The sequence below is a fragment of the Nitrososphaerales archaeon genome (assembly GCA_032906765.1).
Lineage (GTDB): Archaea > Thermoproteota > Nitrososphaeria > Nitrososphaerales > Gagatemarchaeaceae > DASPPF01.
Genome location: JAJTZB010000001.1, coordinates 93,226 through 112,687, shown reverse-complemented (window position 1 = coordinate 112,687; position 19,462 = coordinate 93,226). Strand labels below are relative to the sequence as shown.

Annotated in this window: 20 protein-coding genes; 8 read left to right on the top strand and 12 right to left on the bottom strand. The window is 56.4% G+C overall.

Going from position 1 to position 19,462, the window contains the following annotated elements; genetic code table 11:
• The first annotated feature begins 10 nt into the window (after positions 1–10).
• Complete coding sequence (locus LYZ69_00605) at positions 11–625, top strand: hypothetical protein (protein ID MDV3276949.1); 615 nt, start codon at positions 11–13, stop codon at positions 623–625.
• On the opposite strand, the gene LYZ69_00600 is transcribed toward LYZ69_00605, so the two are convergent.
• From LYZ69_00600 to LYZ69_00585, 4 genes are all read right to left on the bottom strand, one after another.
• Entirely contained in the window at positions 537–2,291 is a 1,755-nt protein-coding gene (locus tag LYZ69_00600; GenBank protein ID MDV3276948.1) for a hypothetical protein, read from the bottom strand. The genes LYZ69_00605 and LYZ69_00600 overlap by 89 nt on opposite strands.
• A 181-nt stretch (positions 2,292–2,472) precedes the next feature.
• Complete coding sequence (locus tag LYZ69_00595; GenBank protein MDV3276947.1) at positions 2,473–3,030, bottom strand: TATA-box-binding protein; 558 nt, start codon at positions 3,028–3,030, stop codon at positions 2,473–2,475.
• Between the two features lie 2,198 nt (positions 3,031–5,228).
• Positions 5,229–5,786 carry a GNAT family N-acetyltransferase gene (locus LYZ69_00590; protein ID MDV3276946.1) on the bottom strand — a complete coding sequence of 186 codons (558 nt, stop codon included), beginning with the start codon at positions 5,784–5,786 and terminating at the stop codon, positions 5,229–5,231.
• Between the two features lie 66 nt (positions 5,787–5,852).
• Positions 5,853–6,359: a signal peptidase I gene (locus LYZ69_00585; protein ID MDV3276945.1), complete on the bottom strand. Its 507-nt coding sequence runs from the start codon at positions 6,357–6,359 to the stop codon at positions 5,853–5,855.
• A 330-nt stretch (positions 6,360–6,689) separates the two neighbouring features.
• On the opposite strand from LYZ69_00585, the gene LYZ69_00580 reads away from it, so the two are divergent.
• Positions 6,690–7,016, top strand: a complete 327-nt coding sequence (locus LYZ69_00580) for a hypothetical protein (GenBank protein MDV3276944.1) — start codon at positions 6,690–6,692, stop codon at positions 7,014–7,016.
• On the opposite strand, the gene LYZ69_00575 is transcribed toward LYZ69_00580, so the two are convergent.
• Positions 6,971–7,558, bottom strand: a complete 588-nt coding sequence (locus tag LYZ69_00575) for a hypothetical protein (protein MDV3276943.1) — start codon at positions 7,556–7,558, stop codon at positions 6,971–6,973. The two genes, LYZ69_00580 and LYZ69_00575, sit on opposite strands and share 46 nt — an antisense overlap.
• Positions 7,559–7,643: 85 nt before the next feature.
• On the opposite strand from LYZ69_00575, the gene LYZ69_00570 reads away from it, so the two are divergent.
• Positions 7,644–7,997, top strand: a complete 354-nt coding sequence (locus LYZ69_00570) for a hypothetical protein (GenBank protein MDV3276942.1) — start codon at positions 7,644–7,646, stop codon at positions 7,995–7,997.
• A gap of 5 nt (positions 7,998–8,002) precedes the next feature.
• On the opposite strand, the gene LYZ69_00565 is transcribed toward LYZ69_00570, so the two are convergent.
• From LYZ69_00565 to LYZ69_00550, 4 genes are read right to left on the bottom strand one after another with little or no spacing between them, the layout of a single operon-like run.
• Positions 8,003–9,004, bottom strand: coding sequence for an ABC transporter ATP-binding protein (locus LYZ69_00565; protein MDV3276941.1), 1,002 nt, complete (start codon positions 9,002–9,004; stop codon positions 8,003–8,005).
• A 1-nt stretch (position 9,005) separates the two neighbouring features.
• Entirely contained in the window at positions 9,006–10,007 is a 1,002-nt protein-coding gene (locus LYZ69_00560; protein ID MDV3276940.1) for an ABC transporter ATP-binding protein, read from the bottom strand.
• Positions 10,008–10,970 carry an ABC transporter permease gene (locus LYZ69_00555; protein ID MDV3276939.1) on the bottom strand — a complete coding sequence of 321 codons (963 nt, stop codon included), beginning with the start codon at positions 10,968–10,970 and terminating at the stop codon, positions 10,008–10,010.
• Positions 10,970–11,950 carry an ABC transporter permease gene (locus LYZ69_00550; GenBank protein MDV3276938.1) on the bottom strand — a complete coding sequence of 327 codons (981 nt, stop codon included), beginning with the start codon at positions 11,948–11,950 and terminating at the stop codon, positions 10,970–10,972. Before LYZ69_00550 ends, LYZ69_00555 begins: the two co-directional genes overlap by 1 nt.
• 176 nt (positions 11,951–12,126) lie before the next feature.
• On the opposite strand from LYZ69_00550, the gene LYZ69_00545 reads away from it, so the two are divergent.
• Positions 12,127–14,670 (top strand): ABC transporter substrate-binding protein, encoded by a 2,544-nt coding sequence (locus LYZ69_00545; GenBank protein MDV3276937.1) that lies wholly within the window; start codon positions 12,127–12,129, stop codon positions 14,668–14,670.
• Positions 14,671–14,717: 47 nt separating this feature from the next.
• Here LYZ69_00545 and LYZ69_00540 read toward each other — a convergent pair whose 3' ends face one another.
• Entirely contained in the window at positions 14,718–15,089 is a 372-nt protein-coding gene (locus LYZ69_00540) for a hypothetical protein (protein MDV3276936.1), read from the bottom strand.
• A 12-nt stretch (positions 15,090–15,101) separates the two neighbouring features.
• Complete coding sequence (locus LYZ69_00535) at positions 15,102–15,974, bottom strand: hypothetical protein (protein MDV3276935.1); 873 nt, start codon at positions 15,972–15,974, stop codon at positions 15,102–15,104.
• A 63-nt stretch (positions 15,975–16,037) separates the two neighbouring features.
• Here LYZ69_00535 and LYZ69_00530 point away from each other — a divergent pair, with 63 nt between their 5' ends.
• From LYZ69_00530 to LYZ69_00520, 3 genes are all read left to right on the top strand, one after another.
• Positions 16,038–16,967 carry a hypothetical protein gene (locus LYZ69_00530; protein ID MDV3276934.1) on the top strand — a complete coding sequence of 310 codons (930 nt, stop codon included), beginning with the start codon at positions 16,038–16,040 and terminating at the stop codon, positions 16,965–16,967.
• Positions 16,968–17,008: 41 nt separating this feature from the next.
• Positions 17,009–17,230 (top strand): hypothetical protein, encoded by a 222-nt coding sequence (locus LYZ69_00525; protein ID MDV3276933.1) that lies wholly within the window; start codon positions 17,009–17,011, stop codon positions 17,228–17,230.
• A 94-nt stretch (positions 17,231–17,324) separates the two neighbouring features.
• Complete coding sequence (locus tag LYZ69_00520) at positions 17,325–17,585, top strand: hypothetical protein (GenBank protein MDV3276932.1); 261 nt, start codon at positions 17,325–17,327, stop codon at positions 17,583–17,585.
• A 16-nt stretch (positions 17,586–17,601) separates the two neighbouring features.
• On the opposite strand, the gene LYZ69_00515 is transcribed toward LYZ69_00520, so the two are convergent.
• Positions 17,602–17,856, bottom strand: a complete 255-nt coding sequence (locus LYZ69_00515) for a hypothetical protein (protein ID MDV3276931.1) — start codon at positions 17,854–17,856, stop codon at positions 17,602–17,604.
• A gap of 170 nt (positions 17,857–18,026) precedes the next feature.
• Here LYZ69_00515 and LYZ69_00510 point away from each other — a divergent pair, with 170 nt between their 5' ends.
• Positions 18,027–18,926, top strand: a complete 900-nt coding sequence (locus LYZ69_00510; protein MDV3276930.1) for a hypothetical protein — start codon at positions 18,027–18,029, stop codon at positions 18,924–18,926.
• Positions 18,927–19,462 lie beyond the last annotated feature (536 nt).

The following is a 19,462-nucleotide window of genomic DNA, read 5'->3' as shown; positions in this document are numbered from 1 at the left end:
CCTCGCCTCCATGGCTTGGAGGAAGAGGCGGGGAATGCTCAAGGGCCTGGCCGAGGGTCTGGTCAAGGTCGGTTCGCTCCAGTTCGGCTCATTCACACTCTCCAACGGTTCAGAGAGCTCATACCTGGTCAACCTGAGAGGGCTGCCGAGCTACCCAGGGATGTACAAGCTTGTGGTGGACTCGATGGTCGGCCTGGTCCGCTCGAAGGCAGCGAAGGCCGACGCCTTCTGTGGCATCCCCGTCGCCGGACTGGCGGTCGCAGCTCCGACAGCGCTGGCTCTAGGCAAGCCCCTGGTCTACGTGCGGCAGCTGAGGCAGGCGAACGAGAGGGTGGTCGAAGGGGAGCTCAGGCCTGGCTGGAAGGTGGTTGTGATTGACGACCTCGCTGCTTCTGGGAAGACGATCCTCTCGGCCGCCCGTTCAATGGAACAGGAGGGCGCAGAGGTGAAGCACGCAGTCGTCTTGATAGACAGGATGGAGGGGGCGCGGGAGCGGCTTAGCAAGGAGGGAATCACGCTCCACTGTGTTACAGACATCATGGAGTTGGCGGACACGCTCTTCTCGATGGAACTGATTCGGGAGGGTGACCTGAAGGCGATAACAAAATCTGTAGGGAGCCGCTAGTAGAGTTGGCAACCGCGTTATCTTCCTCATCACAGATGATAACCGCCGACTGACGCCCCTCGACATCAGGAGGGCTAACTCTATACCCTCTAGCTCCACCTCCCCCGCTGGCATGGCGGTTTGGATGGACCCTACCCGCTCGCTCGTTTGTACCTGGGATTGCAGTAACTCCTTGCAGAGAGTGGCTTGACCCCATCTGAGATGAGGTAATAGCGGGTGGTGCTCTGAGCAGCTTTGTTATCACCCCTCCTCCATTACCATCCCCATCACTCTTCCATTCCACAGGTTCATGATGGAGCAAAGTCTGGATTTGAGGCTGATAACCGTAATACCTTATACAATAGTTCCACATTCGTCCTTCTTTCCTCGTCTTAGGGAGACAGCTCAATACAGGAGCCTCTCCATGTCCCAGCGCTCTCCGAGCGATTACGAATGCTGCTAGCTGATGCCTGTTGAACCCTCCGAACTGCTTCCCATATTTTGTAATCGCCACGATGCTCGTGTAGGCCGGGTTCACCTCGATGTTCACCAAGCACATCCTCAAAGAGTGAAGTTTGACCGTCTCAACCATCTTCCTTGTCATGAAGTTAGAGCGCTTGAAGTTCGTCTTGGGTGAGGAGTCGAAGGCTCCTTTGAGTTTCAGCCTCTCGACCGCGACCGCGTTGCATCCATGTGTGTCCCTTGCCCACCTTAGCATTCCGTTGACTAGGTTCTCCAGTACCCACTTTCTCTTGTTCCTCGACGCAGTGATCAGGCGGTTGTCCCTATAGAACCTGGTCGCAATGAGGTTTCCGTCCCTCGATACGATGGTGCATGCGATGCCTTCAGGGTTCACGTCTATGCCCGCCATCCTACCACTCCATTCAATGAGAGGTTCTTCGAGCTCGAACGAAGCGAGCACTTGGTAACCAAAGGCTGAGCGAACGATCCTGATAGAATAAGGAAGCCCTCCTTCGAGGAGCTCACCCCTGCTTCCGAGCTTCACCGAACCGGCCTTCCCTATGATACTCTTGACAGCACCCGACCAGTGTTCTGGAACGCGAAGTTCAATCCTGAAGTCCTTATCGTGCCAGTTCCTCACTTCGAGATAGAACCTGTTATCAGCATTGTTGTGCAGCAGCCTTGTATTCGCATTCCCCCGGTGGCTAGCTTCTCCTACTGAGAAGAAGTGGTTCGACCTCCTTTCCTTCCATTCCTCTCTGAGCTCGTTCCGCCTCTTGCCGTTTGCGATTGAAAGTCGGTGTAGGAAATTCCTCGAACCGAACACGGCTCTCGGGTACGACTTCCTAGTGATTTGACTCCTCAGCTCGTCTATTCTTGACTGGAGTTTCGTAACTTTCGCTTCACATCCCCGAATCTCGAGAGGCTTTGACAACTTATTCATGCTCTCTCGCGTGTTTCTGACCTTCTCTTCATACATCTCAACTCTGTACTTCATGCTCGCCCCCTGCGAGCTCATCACTGCTCTACCCTGATTCATTGCAGCCTGAATCCATCTTGCGTTCCCTATACAGTATCTTTCGCGGAGAATCGCCTTGATTGCGCCCTCGCCCGCTCCTTCTAGGAAAAGATTGTACGCCACCCTCTCCATCGAGCAGAACGTTCTGCAGATCTCATCGAGTCGTTCATCATGATCTCTGACATAGACTCTGATTGTGTACCTCACGGGTTACTGTCAGGAGAGTGCGGGTGATAAAAGCCCGCGCGAAAATAGAGCGGTCTCGAGGAGACGGCCCGCTGAAAGTGAACAGGTTTTCGATTGCCGAATTCCAATCATAGACTCCTAGCTGCGCCTCTTATCGAGAGGCCTAACCTGTATCTCTAATCGCGAATGACGGGGAAAGGGCTCAATATACCATGAGACTCTTCTCTTCGAGAGTCACATGCAGATTGTTAACGGCCCGATAGACTTCGCTTTCCTTCTTCGCGCCGGTGCAAACCAGCTTTCCGGAAGCGAAGAGCAGTATGACAGTCTTCGGGTCTGCCATTCTGTGGATGAGGCCCGGAAACTGCTCGGGTTCGTACATCGACTTTGGAAGGGTTCTGGCTGCCTCTTCGAGGTGGACCTTGCCTCCTAGGCTGGCGGATGCGACGATGTTCTGGATCTGAACCTCCGCCTCGTTCTTGATGGGTATGTTCCCCTTCTTGAGCCTGCGGACGACCTCATCGACGGCCTTCCTGGCCTGCTCCTCCGACTTCGCCCCTGTGCACACCATCTTCCCCGAACTGAAGATCAGCGTGGCCGTCTTCGGGTTCTTCAGTCTGAAGACGAGGCCCGGGAATTGGTCCGGGTGGTACTCGACGTCCACGAAGTTCTTCGTGATAAGGTTCAGGTCCACTGTCTGATTGATGGATGCTGACGCAACAACGTTCTCGATGCTAATTATTGCCTTTGTCTGAGGCATTTCAGCCGAGCGGACTTGCCTGACTATATAAATCGTATTTAAGGAACTGGACCTCTAGTTCTTGTAACTCTTAGGGAGATGAGGTATCTCTAAGATAGGCTTGTAGCTGTCGGGAGATGAAGTATCTTCTTCCTCAGGACGGCTCAAATCGCGGGAAGGAGACGAATCCAACGGACGTGCTGGGCTCGGCGGTGAGCCTAGGTGGCTTGTCAACCCAACGTCGAAGGATTGTGTGGTGTAACTCCAACCGCCGACTCGACTAGCGACGCAATAAATCGAGAGTTTTGGAGGAATTGCGGTTTCTCGCTATCGGTGTCCAATGATCTTTCTTGATAAGCGCCTTCTGAAGTCGTACATCGAAGCGAATATGAAGACTAAACCCGGTATAAACAAGATGAGCGACCGCGGGCTAAAAGGTGGCGTATATCCGCCGAAGCCCGAATTATAACCAGAAAATGAGGCTCCGATGAAGGCGGGAACTAGGAGAATCGCCCCTAGAATTAGGAGGGCCCAAGGTCTCCTCGGGTCCTCGTGTAGCCTTCTTTCATCCGACCTCATACTATCACTAATTGAAGTTTCTCGCTAAGAGTGCCCAATACCTTTCTTGACCAGCGCCCTTCTGAAGTCGTACATCGAAGCAAGCATGAAGCCCAAACCAGGCATAAACGCGATAAGCGAGCGCGAACTAAAGGGTGGCGTACATCCGCCGCGGGGGCCCAGACTACAAAAGTAATACGCGGATGCGATGAAACCGAGCACCAGGAGAGTCACCCCCAGAATGAGGAGGACCCAGGGTCTCCCTTTCAGCTCTCCGTCCAGCATCTTCTCATCCGAACTCATGCGATCACGAAGCGTGAGTGAATATGTTACAATATAAAATGTGCGGCGAACTCACCCCACACATGGCGCGTCTATGAATAGCTCCAATAAACGGTTGCCGAGGTCGGACTAGAAGTTGGGTTGGCAAAGGAGCACCAAGGCGTAAGGCCGCTCGTCAAACTGCCAGACCAATTGGAACTGGGGTTTGTGCCTACGCCGCTGAATGTCAAAGATGTCGCGCTGGGAAGCTGATTGCAGGAATTGATGTTGTGAGCTTCAAACGCTGCAGAAAGCGCCAACGTCCCTCCCCCGCTGCAACCATAGAGAGTCGCACTTAATCCAGTCGTCTGGTCTGTGACAGTTACCTTGTAGCCTGTGAAGTAGACCGGCCCTACACAATTGACAACCGTCTGCCAACTAATTTGTCCAACCATTGTGTCCCCCGCATTGACTCCAATCACCGGTGTATACGAACAAGTGGAGACACTGCAAATTGTGGCCGATATCCACCAGAATCCTCCCCCATGGGTACACACTCCGGCCGTGGCGAACTGGCATCCCCAGGCGAGAATCGGCTGAAATATGACGGGGGTGCTATCCTGTATTGCGTCAAAGAAGAAAATCAGATTACCTCCAATTGCGCCGTTCTGATTTGAAGGGGCCGGAACCACGGACCACTGATCTTGCAAGGAGGTATAGGATACGCTCGCCGTGCTGCTGACCGACTCAATATAACCGTTTATCGTCGCCTCGTAACCTTCCGTTGCACTGCAGTTCCCTTCCGACAACGAATACGCGTGTCTGCTGCCATCCGGCCAGATGGCCACGGTTTCTTCGGCCGTTTGGCTCACAACGGTACTGCCACTTGGCAGCTCGACAAAGCACTTCTTGTCTGTATCGTGTTGAGAGGGAGCAGCATTCACCGCTTGGATAGCGGTTAGTAACAACAGTGCGATTAACAACGCAGGCATGGTGAAGTTCGGCCGTAACTCGCGCGTAATCACAATCGGAGGGTTGTGCTCTTAGAGTATATATAATTTGTGTGCTAATCTTTCATGGAAATTCGTAGGTTATAGTCATTCCGCGTATCATTCCTGTTTCGTCAGAATGCGTAGGGTGCGGGCGATTGACCTCTGTCACCACTGAGCAAGCCTCTTCGCTAGATGCTCGGTTTCGAGAAGCACATCGCCTTCCCGAACATAGCCTTCTCTAGGTCTCAAGTTCACTGGGTGAGATTGTCTTGATTTCATGCAACCCAACCATAACGATTAGCATCTCCCCTAGTTACAAGTCGAACGCCTACCTGTCCATCTCCCGAAGAGTTACAAGAACTGAAGCCATGAGCTTCCAAGAAGCCTACGATGCGAGCGCAACAATCATCATCCTTCGGATGCTCCTCCCTTGGACAAGGCCTTGAGCCGGGACTCCAGTCCGATCTTGACGTCTGGACATTCCGATTGCACAATCGAGTACATCACCGAGTCTCGAACCGATCCGTCCCGCCTCACCATCTGATTTCGCAGTCTACCCTCGAACCGTGCGCCTAGCTTGAGGATTGCGCGCTGGGAGCGGAGGTTGTTGACATCAGTCTTGAGCTGGACGCGGATCGCATTCCAGTCCTCGAAGGCGTGCCTTAGAAGAAGCAACTTGCACTCGGGGTTGACGGCCGTCCCCCAGGTTCGTGGCGAATACCACGTCCACCCAATCTCTACCGTCCTGTGCTCTTGGATTGCCTCCAAGTAGCGCGTCGACCCGATGACATTGCCGTCGGTCTGGGAAACAACTACGAATGGATACACCGTACCCCCGCCCTGAGCCTCCAGCGCCTCGCGAACCCACTGGCGCACCCCGTCGATGGTGCTCAGGTCGCGGGGGGGCCAAGCCCGGTCGAACCCTCTCCCTGCTTCGAGAAGCGACTCGCAGTGTTTCTCCTCCAACGGTTCGAGTCGGACCCACTTTCCCACTAAGGTACAGGGGCCGATCCTGCCTTCCTGCACGGTCCCTCACGTGTCCCCGAGCTCGGCTGCCTCGGGCCGCCTGCCGTCTCTTCCTGACCTCAGCTCTCCGTAGACGACGAAGATGACGATAAGGGCAGCCAGCAGGTAGTTGATTCCGTAGGGGAGCTCGGACAGCCTTTCAATGTAGGGAACTACGAAGACGACCTTCCCCTCGATGCAGCCCTGCGTCACTGGCCCATTCGCTATGTCAGCACCCTGGTCGGTCAGGCCGTTGTTGTCTCCCTTGGTTATGAAGCCGTTCCCCGCGACAATGATGACTCTGTGAATCACAGCCGTGCCCTCCGCTGAGCAGGGAGGGTCGTACACGATTATGTCCCCGACGGCCAGTTGGTTGATTGGAACTTGCTGCACGACCACAAGGTCTCCCTGCTCCAAGGTCGGCAGCATGCTGATTCCAGTCACCTTCCTCGTGTAAGTGTAAATGAAGAGCGCAGAGCCGGCGAGAAGCACTATCACGAGCAGTACTGCCGCTACATTTCTGGCTGCGCTCAAGCTTGGCTCAAGACCTCGTTCTTGGCGGCGGTTAAAGTTGGCTCCTGTTGCCATGACGGTGGGCGCCCCCCGGGTATCTCGAAGGTCGAACCATTGGCTCCATGAAGGCCGTTGGATTCCGCATGCAATTCGAGTTCAAGCCAAGTCTCTCTATCATCAGGCCTCGGGTTCAGCGACTGGCCGTGTCCTCGAGGTCGGTGTGCGTAATTCCTCCAGTCGGATTGTCGGACCGTTACCGTGGAAATACTGCGATCTCCTCGCCCCGGACCCTATGTCCTCGCATTGAAGCTCCCGAACGCTTAATTCCCCATGGTCCGAGCGTTTCTGACCTTGAAGCTCAGTACGATCGCCGAGGCGGTGGTGCTAAACGTCGTCCTCGTGTCAGCGCTCTACTGGGTTATCCTCGAGCAGGCGAACAGGGCAGGTTACGCCGCCCAGGAAGGTCTCGCTTTCCTCTTCGCGAGGTTTCCGCTCTCCTTCACAACTACCCTCTCGGGCAGGAACGGCCAACTGACCAGTCCGCTGACTCTCGACTGGGTGCAAGCAATTGTCCTAGCACTCGTGATACTCGACTTGATCTACGTCTACGGGATTGTCAGGCCGCGGTCGGCTCAGGCCAGATCGCCGCCAGAGGCGGACTTGCGGGCTTCCGCGTGAAGCTCCTCCCTAACCTTCTCCTCGTCTCTTTGCTGCGGGACCAATTGCCTGAAGTAGTAAGCCGCGACACCGCTCGCGAGTATGAGGAAGACTGCGGGGGCGGTGTAGACCCTGAGGTCGTAGAACGGCGACCAGATTGAACTGATTTGCACAGTGTAGCCCGTGCCGTTGAACGAGACGACAAGCAACCTGAGGTCCGCCGTCATGTTCGGCACCACAGAGAATGAGTAGTTCTCCCCCGCGCCGACTGTTCCGTACGCGAGCGCCTTGAGCAGCGTGTCTCCCTGCAGGGGAGAGAGAGCGAATTGTACGCCGTGCGCGGCGAAGCCAGTGAATGCAATGTTGACCTGCGTGCCAGCGTCGACCGGAGGCACATCGTAGAACTCGATCTGATAACTCGTCCCGTTCACATGAGATCCAGTTACAAGGTGGTTCTCGCTCTCAGGGAGCTTCACAGTCGGCAGCACGAGTGTGAGCGCGAGGAACACGAGCGACGCGACGAGGATAACGTCAGTTATCTCGCGGCCACGAGTCGCCCTCATTCCGTCTGGGAGTCCAAGGCGAGTCGCTTGTACATTCGCAACTTCGTCGAATGTCTTATATCTGCGTGCGGCGAAGTCAGCCCTCGTGTACCTCTACAGAGGAAAGAGCGCCAGGATAAGCACAGCCAGGATGATAGTCTGGGAGGTGCTCACAAACAGCAGGTTCTCCACTGAATCATTCACCTGCAGGGAATTCTACTCCGCACATAAATCTGAACTGGACACCAGGATTTCGAAGCAGGCCCCGGGACTCCCTGTGGAGGCCGTCGTCAAGGGCGCCCTTCGAGGCCTGAGCACGAAAGGGCTCTTGGTGGTCCACAAGGCGAGCGGGACAGGCGCGATGTCTTACTCCCGGAACGTCTACACCCCGGGACGACACCTAATCGACCTTAGTTACGGCGAGGCCCTCGTCGAGGCACAGAGAAGAAGAATCGGCTAGAGCAATCACGCGAATTTCTGCCACCAGTGGCAGGACACCCAGTGGTCCTTCTTCGCCTCAATCAACGGCGGAGCCTCGGTTCTGCAGATGTCCGTAGCGTACAGGCACCTGGGGTGGAACCTGCATGCCCTTGGCGGCGAAATCGGGCTTGGGACCTCTCCGGAGAGGATTATCCTCTTGGTCTTCTTGTCAGGGTCTGGAATCGGCACCGCAGAAATCAACGCCTGGGTGTAGGGGTGCAGCGGCCTGTCGAATATCTCGTCGGTGGCAGCGATCTCCACGATCTCACCCAGGTACATGACGGCGACCCTGTCGCTGATTTGCCTGACGCTCGCCAAGTCGTGAGAAATGTACAAGTAGGTCAGGCCCTTCTCCTCCTTTAGGTCTCCCAGCAGGTTCAGAATCTGGGCCCTGATCGAGACGTCGAGCGACGACACCGGCTCGTCGGCGATGACGAAGTCCGGGTCCACAGCCAGGGCTCTCGCTATGCAAATTCTCTGCCTCTGTCCTCCGCTGAACTCGTGTGGATACCTCTCGGCGTGATACTCCTCCAGTCCCACAAGCTTGAGCAGTGCATAGACCCTCTCCCCCCACTCCTTCTTGGGGAGGTGCCTGTGTACCTCCAGAGGTTCCAGCAGTATGTCGTAGACGGTCATCCTGGGGTCGAGGCTGGCGAACGGGTTCTGGAAGATGTACTGCATCTTCCTCCTCACCGCCATCCTCCTTTCTCTCCCTGATCTGAGACTCCCGTAGATGCTCTGGCCATTGAACAGGACGTCACCCTCGTCCGCGTGCTCCAGGTCAAGGATGCACTTGGCAGTGGTCGTCTTACCGCACCCGCTCTCTCCCACCAGAGCCAAGGTCTCGCCCTTCCTGATCTGGAACGAAACATTGTCCACAGCGTGAACGCTCCCGACCCTCCTCTTTAGCAGCACTCCCCTCGAGTATACCGGGAAGTACTTGATCAGTCCCTTGACTTCTACCAGTACCTGGTTGTTATCCTGCACCCTACTCCTCTCCTTTTAGTGTGAGCTCCTTCCAGTGGTGGCAGGAGACCAGGTGGCCTTCGCCCGTGTCCTCGAGCGGAGGGACCTTCCCCATGCAGATCTGCGTGGCGTACCTGCATCTGGGGTGGAACCTGCACCCCGTGGGTGCTTCGATGAGGTTCGGTATGTTCCCCGGGATAACTTCCAGGACCTTGCGCTTGTCGAGCCTGGGGACAGCGGATAGCAGCGCTTCGGTGTAGGGGTGCTTCGGGTTCCTGTAGAGGTCTCTCGTGGTGCTAACCTCCGCGACCCTGCCCGCATAAAGGACAACGACCCTCTCCGTGAGGTCGGCAATGATGCCCATGTCGTGGGTGATCATGACGAGAGACATACCGAACTCTTTGCGGAGTCCCCTGAGGAGCTCGAGGACCTGCGCCTGGATAGTCACATCGAGGCTGGTCGTGGGCTCGTCCGCGAACAGGAGCTGAGGCTTGAGGGCCAGCGCCCTGGCTATCGCAATCCTCTGTTTCATCCCCCCGCTGAACTGGTGAGGAAAGTCCGCGATTCTCTTCTCGGCTTCGGGGAGGCCAACCACTTCCAGGAGCTTGGCCGCCTCATCCTTGGCCTGGGCCTTGGTTATGTCCGTGTGCTCGAGCAGGATGTCGACGAGCTGGGTCTCGATGTTGAGCACCGGGTTCAAGGACGATGTGGGGTCCTGGAAGATCATGGATATTTTCGGCCCTCTCACCTTCCTCATCTCCTCCTCTCTCTTGGTGAGCAGGTCCTCGCCGTCGAATTCGACTTCGCCCTCCAATATCTTGCCAGGCGTCGGAACTATCCTCATCACCGAGAGCGCGGTCACCGTCTTGCCCGAGCCTGATTCGCCTACCAGCCCCACCGATTCCCCCTTGCCGATTTTGAAGTTGATATCGTCGAGGGCCTTGACTACCCCTGCCTCGGTGAAGAAATATGTCTTCAGGCCTTTTACATTAAGCAGTGGTCCGCCGTCGTGCGCCGAGGACATTCAGTCCCTGATCCTCGGATTCAGCGCGTCTGCAAGTCCGTCCCCCAGAAGGTTGAAGCCCAAGACCGTGAACAGTATTGCGAGCCCGGGGAATATCTCCGCCCAGGGCACGACAGTGACATACGAGAAGTTGTTCTCTAATATCTGTCCCCAGGTCACCGTGTTGGGGTCCCCGAAGCCGAGGAAGCTCACCGCCGCCTCGGCGATTACGAACCCGGCCATGTTGAGGGTGGCCACCACGATTATCTGCGAGAGGATGTTCGGGAACATGTGCCTAAACATGATCCGTTTTCCCCCCGCGCCGATTGTCTTGGCCGCCTGAATGTACTCCAACTCCTTCAGTGACAGAAGCTGCCCCCTCACCAACCTGGCTATCCCGGCCCAGCCGAAGACGGCCAGGATGACGACCACAGCTGTCAGTCCCACCGGGAGCTCGATGTTGACCACGGGTACAGTGAACGTCGCACTGTGGTAAACCAGTGTGAATTCTCTCGCGGCCACCAGAATCAGTAGAAGTGATGGGAAGACGAGGAAGACTTCGGTGAACCTCATTAGGCCGTCATCGACGTACTTGCCGTAATAACCCGCAGCTAGACCAACGACTATTGCTATCGCCATCGTGATTGCTGTCGCACCTAACGCCACATACAGTGTCCAGACCGACCCGTGTATTATCTCCGAAAGTACGTCAGTCCCTCCGAAGCTCGTTCCAAGGGGATACTCCCAGGATGGCGGCCCGGCAGACTGCTGGTGGTGCAGGGGGTAATAGGCGTCGTAGGCGGGCTGTGCGGGGAACCTTGCCAGCTGCTGGTTAAAGACGGCCATGAAGACCAGTCCTCCGATGAGGAAAGCCCCTACAAGCGCAGCCTTGTTTTTCTTGAAGCGTCTCCATGCGACGGCGGCCTGGCTGGCGCTCCTCCGCTTGGTCTGGGGAGTTATCTCTGTGGCTGGCTGTGTCGCCATTACTCTATCCTGATCCTTGGGTCAATCCAAGCGTACGAAAGGTCCGTGATTAGGTTCGCTATTAGCGTCATTAGAGTGATGATCATGGTGATTCCCATTATCGTGGGGAAGTCCAAAACTCCAACCCTGTTCACGAAGAGGCGACCCAGGCCTGGCCAGTTGAACACAGTCTCGGTCAGGGGGGCACCTCCGAGGATTGCTCCTATGCTAAGGCCCAGGAACGTTACGACCGGTGTTATCGCGTTCCTCGCGGCATGTTTGTACACCACGAGCCTCTCCTTGAGGCCGCTGGCTCTGGCTGCGAGGATGTAGTCCTGCCGCATGACGTCAAGCATCGCTGACCTCATCACCCGCACGTTGAGTGCGAGGCTCACGTAGGTGAGAACCATGGTCGGCAGGAACAGGTGACCCAGGTGGTCGAGCAGTGGGTTGCACACCCCTCCCGGACACCACATTACAGGATAACCGTATGCTCCTGCGCTCGGGAACCAACCCAGAACGTAGGAGAAAATGAAGATCAGTATTATCCCGATCCAGAATGTGGGCATCGAAATCCCGAAAAGGGCAAAGACGGTCATACCGACGTCTGGTTTCGAATATCGGTGCAGGGCCGAGTAGATTCCAATGGGGATGCCGATTACCAGGGAAAGGGCTATCGACACGACCTGAAGCTCCACCGTGTTCGGAAGCCAGTTCCAGATAAGCTGAGAGACAGGCAGACCCGCGAAGAAGGAAGTGCCGAAGTTGCCCTGGGCGAGGTTGGTTAGCCATCGGAGATACTGCTCGGGGAGGGGCAGGTTGAGGCCATAATATGCCGACAAGGCGGCTCTCTGGGCCTGAGAAATCCTAGGGTTCGCGGCCGTCACAATCTTGATGGGGTCTCCTGCGGCGTACATCACCACAAAACTGACGAGCGATATCCCGATGAAGAGGGGAACCATGTAGATGAGCCGTCTAATTATGTACCGCCCTAGGCCCATTTCCGATGATTCATTGCCCTCTCAACGTATTTATCTATTGCTAGGCTCTCATTCGTCTCAATCATTCCTCGGGTCGGACCTCCTTTGCGTGCCGCGAGACCCCTTTCACGATGATGAGAGGTTAGGAACAGATAAATACGCCAAAGTCTCAAAGACGGGTATTGCTTAACGAAGCAATGAATGAAAACAAAAACGCTATATTAGCGGGTGCAATTTTATCCATATTCATCCTCAGTGCAATTCCACTTCCTACACATGCAGCTACGTCCAACCTCTTCAGCGTCACAATCATCGCCCCGGGTAATGCGAACCCGGCCAGGCGAGAATGGGGCGCAGTCATAGCCAACTCACTGCAGAACGTCGGTATCAACGCGAAAGAGGTGTTCCTGCCCTGGAGTACCGTCTACGGGAGGGTCCTTCTGCCTGACCTGTCGGTCAGAGGAAAGACATTCGACCAAGGCGGCTTCGACCTCCAGCTGGTCGGATACACTCCGGCGCTCTTCCCAATCAGCGCGGAGTTCCTACAATTCGACTCTTCGCAGTTTGCGCCATCCAGCGGCAACTATTACCTGTGGACCAATTCGACTGCGGATGCCAAGATCAGGGCCGCAGTCGCTGAAGGCTACACGTCGCAAGGGGTCGCAGACCTGAAGGCGTGGGAGAATATTCAGTACCAGGACAGGCCTGAAATTCCGATCGAGTACGACACCGCGCAGTATGCCACCAACCCAGGTATCAACTACCACGGGTGGGATGCATACTACGCTAACATTGGTCCTGTCCCGCAGTTCGTGAGCTACGGTTCCAAGACAAGTATGGTCGTTGGGACCACGGGCGACTTCGAGCAGATGTTGCCATTGCTCACCTCGTCCTACTACGACTTCGAGTCGTTCGTACCAGTCTACGACTCCCTCTTCCTTCTGGGCTACCCGTCCGGGTTCCCAACCTGCGGAAGCAGCTGCGGAGCTCCACAGATTATCCCAGACCTAGCCACGGGATTCAGCCAGGCCGGCAACAAACTGACCTACACCCTTAGGTCGGGTGTCACCTTCCAAGACGGTGTTCCATTCACAGCGAACGATGTCCTCTACTCATTCCTAGCCTACTCCGATTTCAACAGCGGATCTGCCTCTGCGGCTGCGCTGACATCTGCTCTGGGCAACGACATCCGGTTCACATGGACGAACGGAACAACCACCGAGCTGGTCAACGACAACGTAGCTGGTACGACTGTCTACTACGGCCCCGCCGCCGGCAAGCCGGCGTCGGCTTTGCCAGACAGCCCGGCCAGACCTGCTTCGATGGTGGCTTCCAGCGACGGATTGACAGTCACTGTCACATTGGGTAACTTCCAAGGCCTCACGTCTCCGGCAGCCATCTTCCATCCTGAATTCGACAGTATCGCGATACTGCCGATGCACTACCTGAACGGTCAAAGGGTAGATGCAGGATGTCTCAACGGCAAGACGACCTGCAACTGGGCCAGCTCAGCCTTCAACACTGCTCAGGCTGGGTCCTACAAATCGAACGGGCATACGTTTACCGGCCCCTTCGGAACCGGTCCATACAACTTCACTGGCTATGATCCAGTCAACGCAGTAACACACCTGAAGAAGTTCTCAAACTACTGGAACGCGACAGCCCTTCAGAAGAGTGGCGAGTACACCCTCACTAACTACTACGTCCAATACATTTCGGAGACAGACCCGGCCATTGCAGCCCTGAAGTCAGGGACGGTCGACGCGCTGGACCCACAGTACCACTACGCCGTCCAGGCGAAGGCAGGCCTCCTGAGCTTTGCCAAAGTCTACGCTGAGCCCAACGCGGGCCAGCAAGAGATCGGCATCAACATGGAGCATCCCATACTCGGAACGGGTAAGGGAACACCAGCGGGCACCGCGGCTGCCGCCCGTGACATCAGACTGGCAATCGACTATCTGATCCCAAGAGACCTCATCATCTCACAACTGCTCGTAGGCAGTGCTTCCCCAGGCGACGTTCCATTCGCTGTCGGCGGCTACAAGGACTCCTCCTTGACGCCAAGGCCATACGATCCAACGACAGCGGCGGCCCTCCTGAAATTGGCCGGATACAATCCGACCGTCGGAGGAGGCACCTTCACGAGTAGCCCAATTCCGGCCTTCTACGTAGGCATGAGCCAGCCGATAGCTGGCACATTCACCAACCCGGTCACCGGCCAGCCCTACGCGAGCGGCGGTGGGACCAACTACGAAGTGGTCCTGCAGTCCAGCTCTGACAACAAGACCTGGTCCGGGGTCCAGGGTTCCACCACGGACGCCAACGGTGCCTTCTACTTCCTGTACACACCCACCTCACCAGGGTCAGTCTCGCTGAGAGTCTACTTCACCGGGTACACGACGCCAACTTCTGGAATCTACAGCCAGCGTGTTCGCGGCGGCGGGAACATCACTGTCTTGCCTGGCTCAGTGCCGGTCGCAGCTCCTCAGTACACCAGTCCGGTCGAGGTGACTGCGGGTTCGCTGTCCTCGGTACTGGGTGGCCTCGCATCACAGAGCAACCTCAACTCACTACAAACAGCACTGAACAGCGCCAGTTCCCAAATCACCACTCTGCAGAATAGCATCAATAGCCTTCAGGGACAGGTCTCGACACTCACTACAGTGGCCTACGGCGCGATCGCCATAGCCATCATAGTGGGAATCGCAGGCTTCGTCTTCGCTCGAAGGAAACCATCCTGAGAAGAAATTAGCACCCCTTTTCCCTTTTTTCACTGCCCCAGCGGAGGCTATAGACCAAGAATCGCGACGACCAGGGAGATCCCGATGGTTTCAGCGAGCATGATTCCCCCAATCGCCACCATGACATTGGCAGTCTCAAGCGCTTCCTTGTGCCTCTGAGCGGAATATGGCGCCCCCTCCTTGAAAAGGGCGCGCCTGATTTGGGTCCCGGTCGGAGTCATGCGGATGTCCTCGAGGCTGGCGGACACGAATATGAATCCCGTCAATGCCAGCATCGCCAGGAAGAAGACCGTCCGGAAGTCGCCGCCAAAGAGGAACCCCAGGCCCCCTGCGACCAGGGAGACGACGTTGAGGGCGAGGACGGGCCTTGCGGACCTGCCGAGGACACCCATGTCGAAGTGGGAACGCCAAACACTCAAAAAGGATTCCGCCTATCTCAGAATTACTACGAAGAAGATGGGCAGCGCGGCGGGCAGGGCAGCCAGAAGGGTGCCTGGAACTAGCCTGTGGTCTCCCGACCTAATGAGCCTCATCGCGCCCCAGAAGCCTGCGGTCAGCAGGCCAATGGAGACAAGATATCCCTGGATTCCGGCCGAGACGAGCGCCTTGTCGGTGACCATCGCGAACACTATCAAGTCTCCCATGCCCACTCCCCAATCCCCGGTGGTGACTGAGAGCTTGAGGGGCTCTTCAGGTCCGGCCTGGCGCGCCCTGATGTATGTCATCAACACGTCGATGCTGACCACGATCAGCAGGACGAAGACCATTCCTGCAGTTGGAATCAGCAGGCTGAAGAAGGCCCCTATGGTGCCGCTGAATGTCAGGAGCAGGACGTTCTTCATTCCCTCTGAGTACTCTCCTATCAACACAAGGAATGTCAGATAGATGGAGATGAAGACGCCCGCGCTGACAACCAGGACCAGAACACCCCCGCCTATCGGGAAGTAGGAATACGCGAAGGTCTGCGTGAACAGGAGGGCGAGCATGCCCGACAGAAGTGCAAAGCTGAACAGCACGATTCCCTCGGCAACGCTCCTGGTCCGCTCCATCTTGGAGACTACATAGACTTCGCCTGCTATCAGACCGGTAAGAAGGACTCCCATCCCCACGGCGCTGAGGTACAGCCTTGTCCCGAAGACCTCCGTGATGTAGACGGTATCGGCGCCCTGCTCGGCGACATTCATGTACGCTGCAAGGATGCCTGACAAAAGCGTCGAAGCGGCAACCATGATGAAGGCCATCGCATCTCCGTGTTCCTCCCTCCACTCGGCCAGGACCACAGAAGTGAATATGCGAAAGGACACTTAACGATTCCGAAACTTCTTGCGATTCCCTTATAACCTCGGTTCGGATTGCGGACAGAATTCTTGGTAAAGCTTAGGCCCAGGCCGAAGTCAGGAAAGGGCAGCGGTAGGATAACCAAGCCCCTGATCGCCCTAGGGATTCCTGCGGCCCTGCTTACCGTGGTCATCGTCGTCGCCTTGATTCCAAGGGGACCTGAGGTCCTTTCCCTGCCAAGCCAGATCCCGTTCAAGGAGCAGGCCTGGATGACCTACGTCCCTACTGACGCTACCCTCGTGAGATTCTACAACTTCAGTCGAATAGTCTCCTCGCCCGGCGCCCAGTACGCCATCCAGAACAATACCCTGATCAGGGTATATGACACAGGATACAACGTGAGTGTCGACCAGGCCCTGTACTCCTTCGAGGTCAGCTCTAGGCCCGGAGGGGGGGTCGACGTGTTCGCGCTGAAACCGGAAGCGTACCATGCCTTTTACAACTACGCGAGCTCGAGCCTGCAGAGCCAGAGCCTCGGCGGTTACCAGTTTTTCGTCTACCGTGAGAACTCTTCGGCTGTGATTCGGGTCTACGCCGTCTTCCGAGATGGGATGGTCTTCCAAGCAACGGGCGGCCCCTCCGCGTACAGGTCTGTAGTGAAGGTCCTCCAGAACCACGACGGCAACCTGCCGAACTTCTTTTCCACGCAGGAGAGACATGCCGAGTACTACCTTGCGTCCACCACTGAGGCAAAGATGATGGGTTTCAGCGTACTCCCGAGTACGACGGTGGCAGGCACCCACGAGTGGGTGGCAGCAGTTTACGACGCGACCGACACCATCGGCCTTGCAAACTTCTACGCCTACAACACACAGCAGAACGCCACACAGATGTACCAGACCGCGGCCACCGAGATCCTCTCGCCAAACTTCGCGAATTCTTACATCATAGGCAATTTCATAGTCCAGACGCGGAGTTTTCCTTGGAGTCAAGCCAGGACCCCGATAAACAGCCTCTGATTCTGCAAGCTTTTATCCGACACCGGTCGTCGCCAAAGCGCTTGCCTAGGCACGTTTTCGTCCACAAGTTCAAACCCGATGGTGTCTTTTGCCCCTGGGTGGAGGACAAGGTCTCCATTTCGCGGTGCCTGCGTTGCCCCATGAACGCGACACACGAGCTGACGAGGCTCGACGAGGATGACGTAAGGGGAAAGGGGTACATAGAATGCAACTATACCGGCGACGTGTCGGACAGGCCGCCAGATTTCCTCACAAAGAAATAACCAGGTCGGCCAGGGCGGAAACGGGGAAACTGCAAGAAGACCAGAGGATTGGCAGTAGGCTTATGAGTGCCTCGCGGACTGGGAACGTTTCGGTTTGCAGAAGTTCAGATTGGCTGTTGCCATTCTGATTGTGACCGCGGTCTCCTTCTATTTTCTGGCCCCGGTCGTCTACTGGTTCAACTTCTACAGGTCGACGCCCCCCACACACAACGAGAGAGTGTACGGGGTCTACAGGACGCTCAGCTGCGAAGCACCCGGGCTGGGTTTGACCTACGCCACCTATGGGCACGTTTTCCTCACCTGCGACCCGGGCATCACGACTGGTGCGACAGCGGAGAGGGTCGCCATCCCATGACGCTGACCGCTCTGCCCTAATCCTGCATCTTTGCGAGAAGCGAACCCGTAAGGATGGCTACGCCTGCTGCGAACGAGGCGATGCCGCCGTAGGAGAGCACGACGATCCATCCGTAGCCCGCTTGGAACAACTCGTCGAACGTGCAAACGTAGGCCGGGCACAGGTACCCCACCGGTCCGAACTCAAGGCTGTGCAGAAGACTGAACCCGTACGCCGAGATCCCGACGCCGGCTGCTATCATCATGGCCGCGAAAGCCACGAGCTTCTCCAATCTACCTTTCCTCAAAGGCAGGCGCGTCCACGCATTCGACCCAGCCCTCGGCCTATAGGCTTTTGGAGATGCCGAAGGGTCTCCCTTTGCGGTCAGTCAGCCCGGGTGCACCCTCGGCTGCCGAGCGGCTACGCTTAAATCTGGAGAAGGCGGCCAGGAATTATCGTCCTTTGTTTCCCTTGCGATGGGCCAGCGTCGCTGTCCTGCTGGCTGTAATGGTGGGACTCGCGGCCTACACAGGACTTCTCCAGCCCTTCTGGAACCCGCCCCATCGCTTCAACACTACTCAGAACGCCGTTGGAAACGGGGACTTCAGCGACCCGAGCGGCATCGCTTACATCAACGGGTTCAGTCTGGGCCCTGTCTACTTCTGCCCCTCGCCTCTCGGCAGCCCCAGTCCCATCAACCACAAATGGGGGATGCTCCACGCCGAGAACGACATAATGCTCGGTAATCGCTCGAGGGCAATCTACGGTGTTTCCACAGTTGATTCGAGGAACGCCTTCGTCGCAGGAATGTCCCCAGGGGAGGGCGGAAGGATATCGCTCCTGCAGTTGCTCGGCCCGACCACGGTCAACTCGAGCACGAGGATCCATTTCGCGATAGACAGCCTAAACTCCACCAATCAGGAATTCTCTTCGGTGATCCTGGTCCTGGGGTCGATTTGGCAGAAGTCGAACGGGTCTTTCACCAACGGGTATGTCGTTGTCTTTCATCTTGACGCCCTCCCGAACAGCTCGGGTTGGTACGACTTCGATTTCTCCCTCCCTAACTTCATGCATGAGCTCACAGGGAACGACTTGACAGGCTCAACATTCGGTGGTCCGTGCCTGAGCTCGAGAGGAATAGCCCTAGGAATCGAGACCGCCAGCGTTCTCGAGCAAGGAGTCTTCTCCCCCTCGCCCTCACTGGGTATGGCATTGACAGACGTGGCCGTCTACGATTCGCCTTCCGGGCATGACACGATGTTCAACGGTAGGCCCTTCCAGTACTTCGTAAACGGCACGGCTTTGGGTTCGGAATCGCACGTATCGGTAACCTCCTACAGCGTCGCCTTTCCGGTTCCTTGACTGGAGAGGGAAGGAAAGTTGAAGGGCAGTCTTGACTGTCTCCTGTCATACTCGGCGGGATTGGAGACCCTGCGGATTCCGTTCATTCACCTCTCCCTGGATTGGAAGTCCCTACCTGCTCGCCTTATATCACGTACCCTCTCTCGCCCAGTGGACCGACGTCCGCTCGGCCTATCTGAACGCCCACAAGTTCACAGTCTACAGTTCCTTTGTCGAAGCGACCGAGGTAGGGTCGACAACGCAGCTGACACAGTACGTGAGACTGGTGGAGTAGCACCACCACGAGATGCGAAATGGCCAATTCAAGTAATGTTCCGTCTTCAATCGGTCGCCCCCTTCTTCAGCTTTGGTTGGCGAGTGTCGCCGTGAGCAATCCTAATCACATTTTAATGGCGGACCTTCTCTCTATGCTGAATATCGGAGGTTCTACACATCCTTCAGGGAAATATTGAGGCGGGGACAACTGCTACCGAGAATACCGAAAGGAACAGCCGAAGACGGAGCAAAACCGCTTTTCAGTCTTCAACCCTTAAATA

Bases quoted from the DNA above. Each gene is read 5' to 3' on its own strand.
- LYZ69_00575 (MDV3276943.1), bottom strand. From the start codon at position 7,558: ATGAGGGCGACTCGTGGCCGCGAGATAACTGACGTTATCCTCGTCGCG.
- LYZ69_00605 (MDV3276949.1), top strand. From the start codon at position 11: ATGGCTTGGAGGAAGAGGCGGGGAATGCTCAAGGGCCTGGCCGAGGGT.
- LYZ69_00595 (MDV3276947.1), bottom strand. From the start codon at position 3,030: ATGCCTCAGACAAAGGCAATAATTAGCATCGAGAACGTTGTTGCGTCA.
- LYZ69_00555 (MDV3276939.1), bottom strand. From the start codon at position 10,970: ATGGCGACACAGCCAGCCACAGAGATAACTCCCCAGACCAAGCGGAGG.
- LYZ69_00545 (MDV3276937.1), top strand. From the start codon at position 12,127: ATGAATGAAAACAAAAACGCTATATTAGCGGGTGCAATTTTATCCATA.
- LYZ69_00550 (MDV3276938.1), bottom strand. From the start codon at position 11,950: ATGGGCCTAGGGCGGTACATAATTAGACGGCTCATCTACATGGTTCCC.
- LYZ69_00560 (MDV3276940.1), bottom strand. From the start codon at position 10,007: ATGTCCTCGGCGCACGACGGCGGACCACTGCTTAATGTAAAAGGCCTG.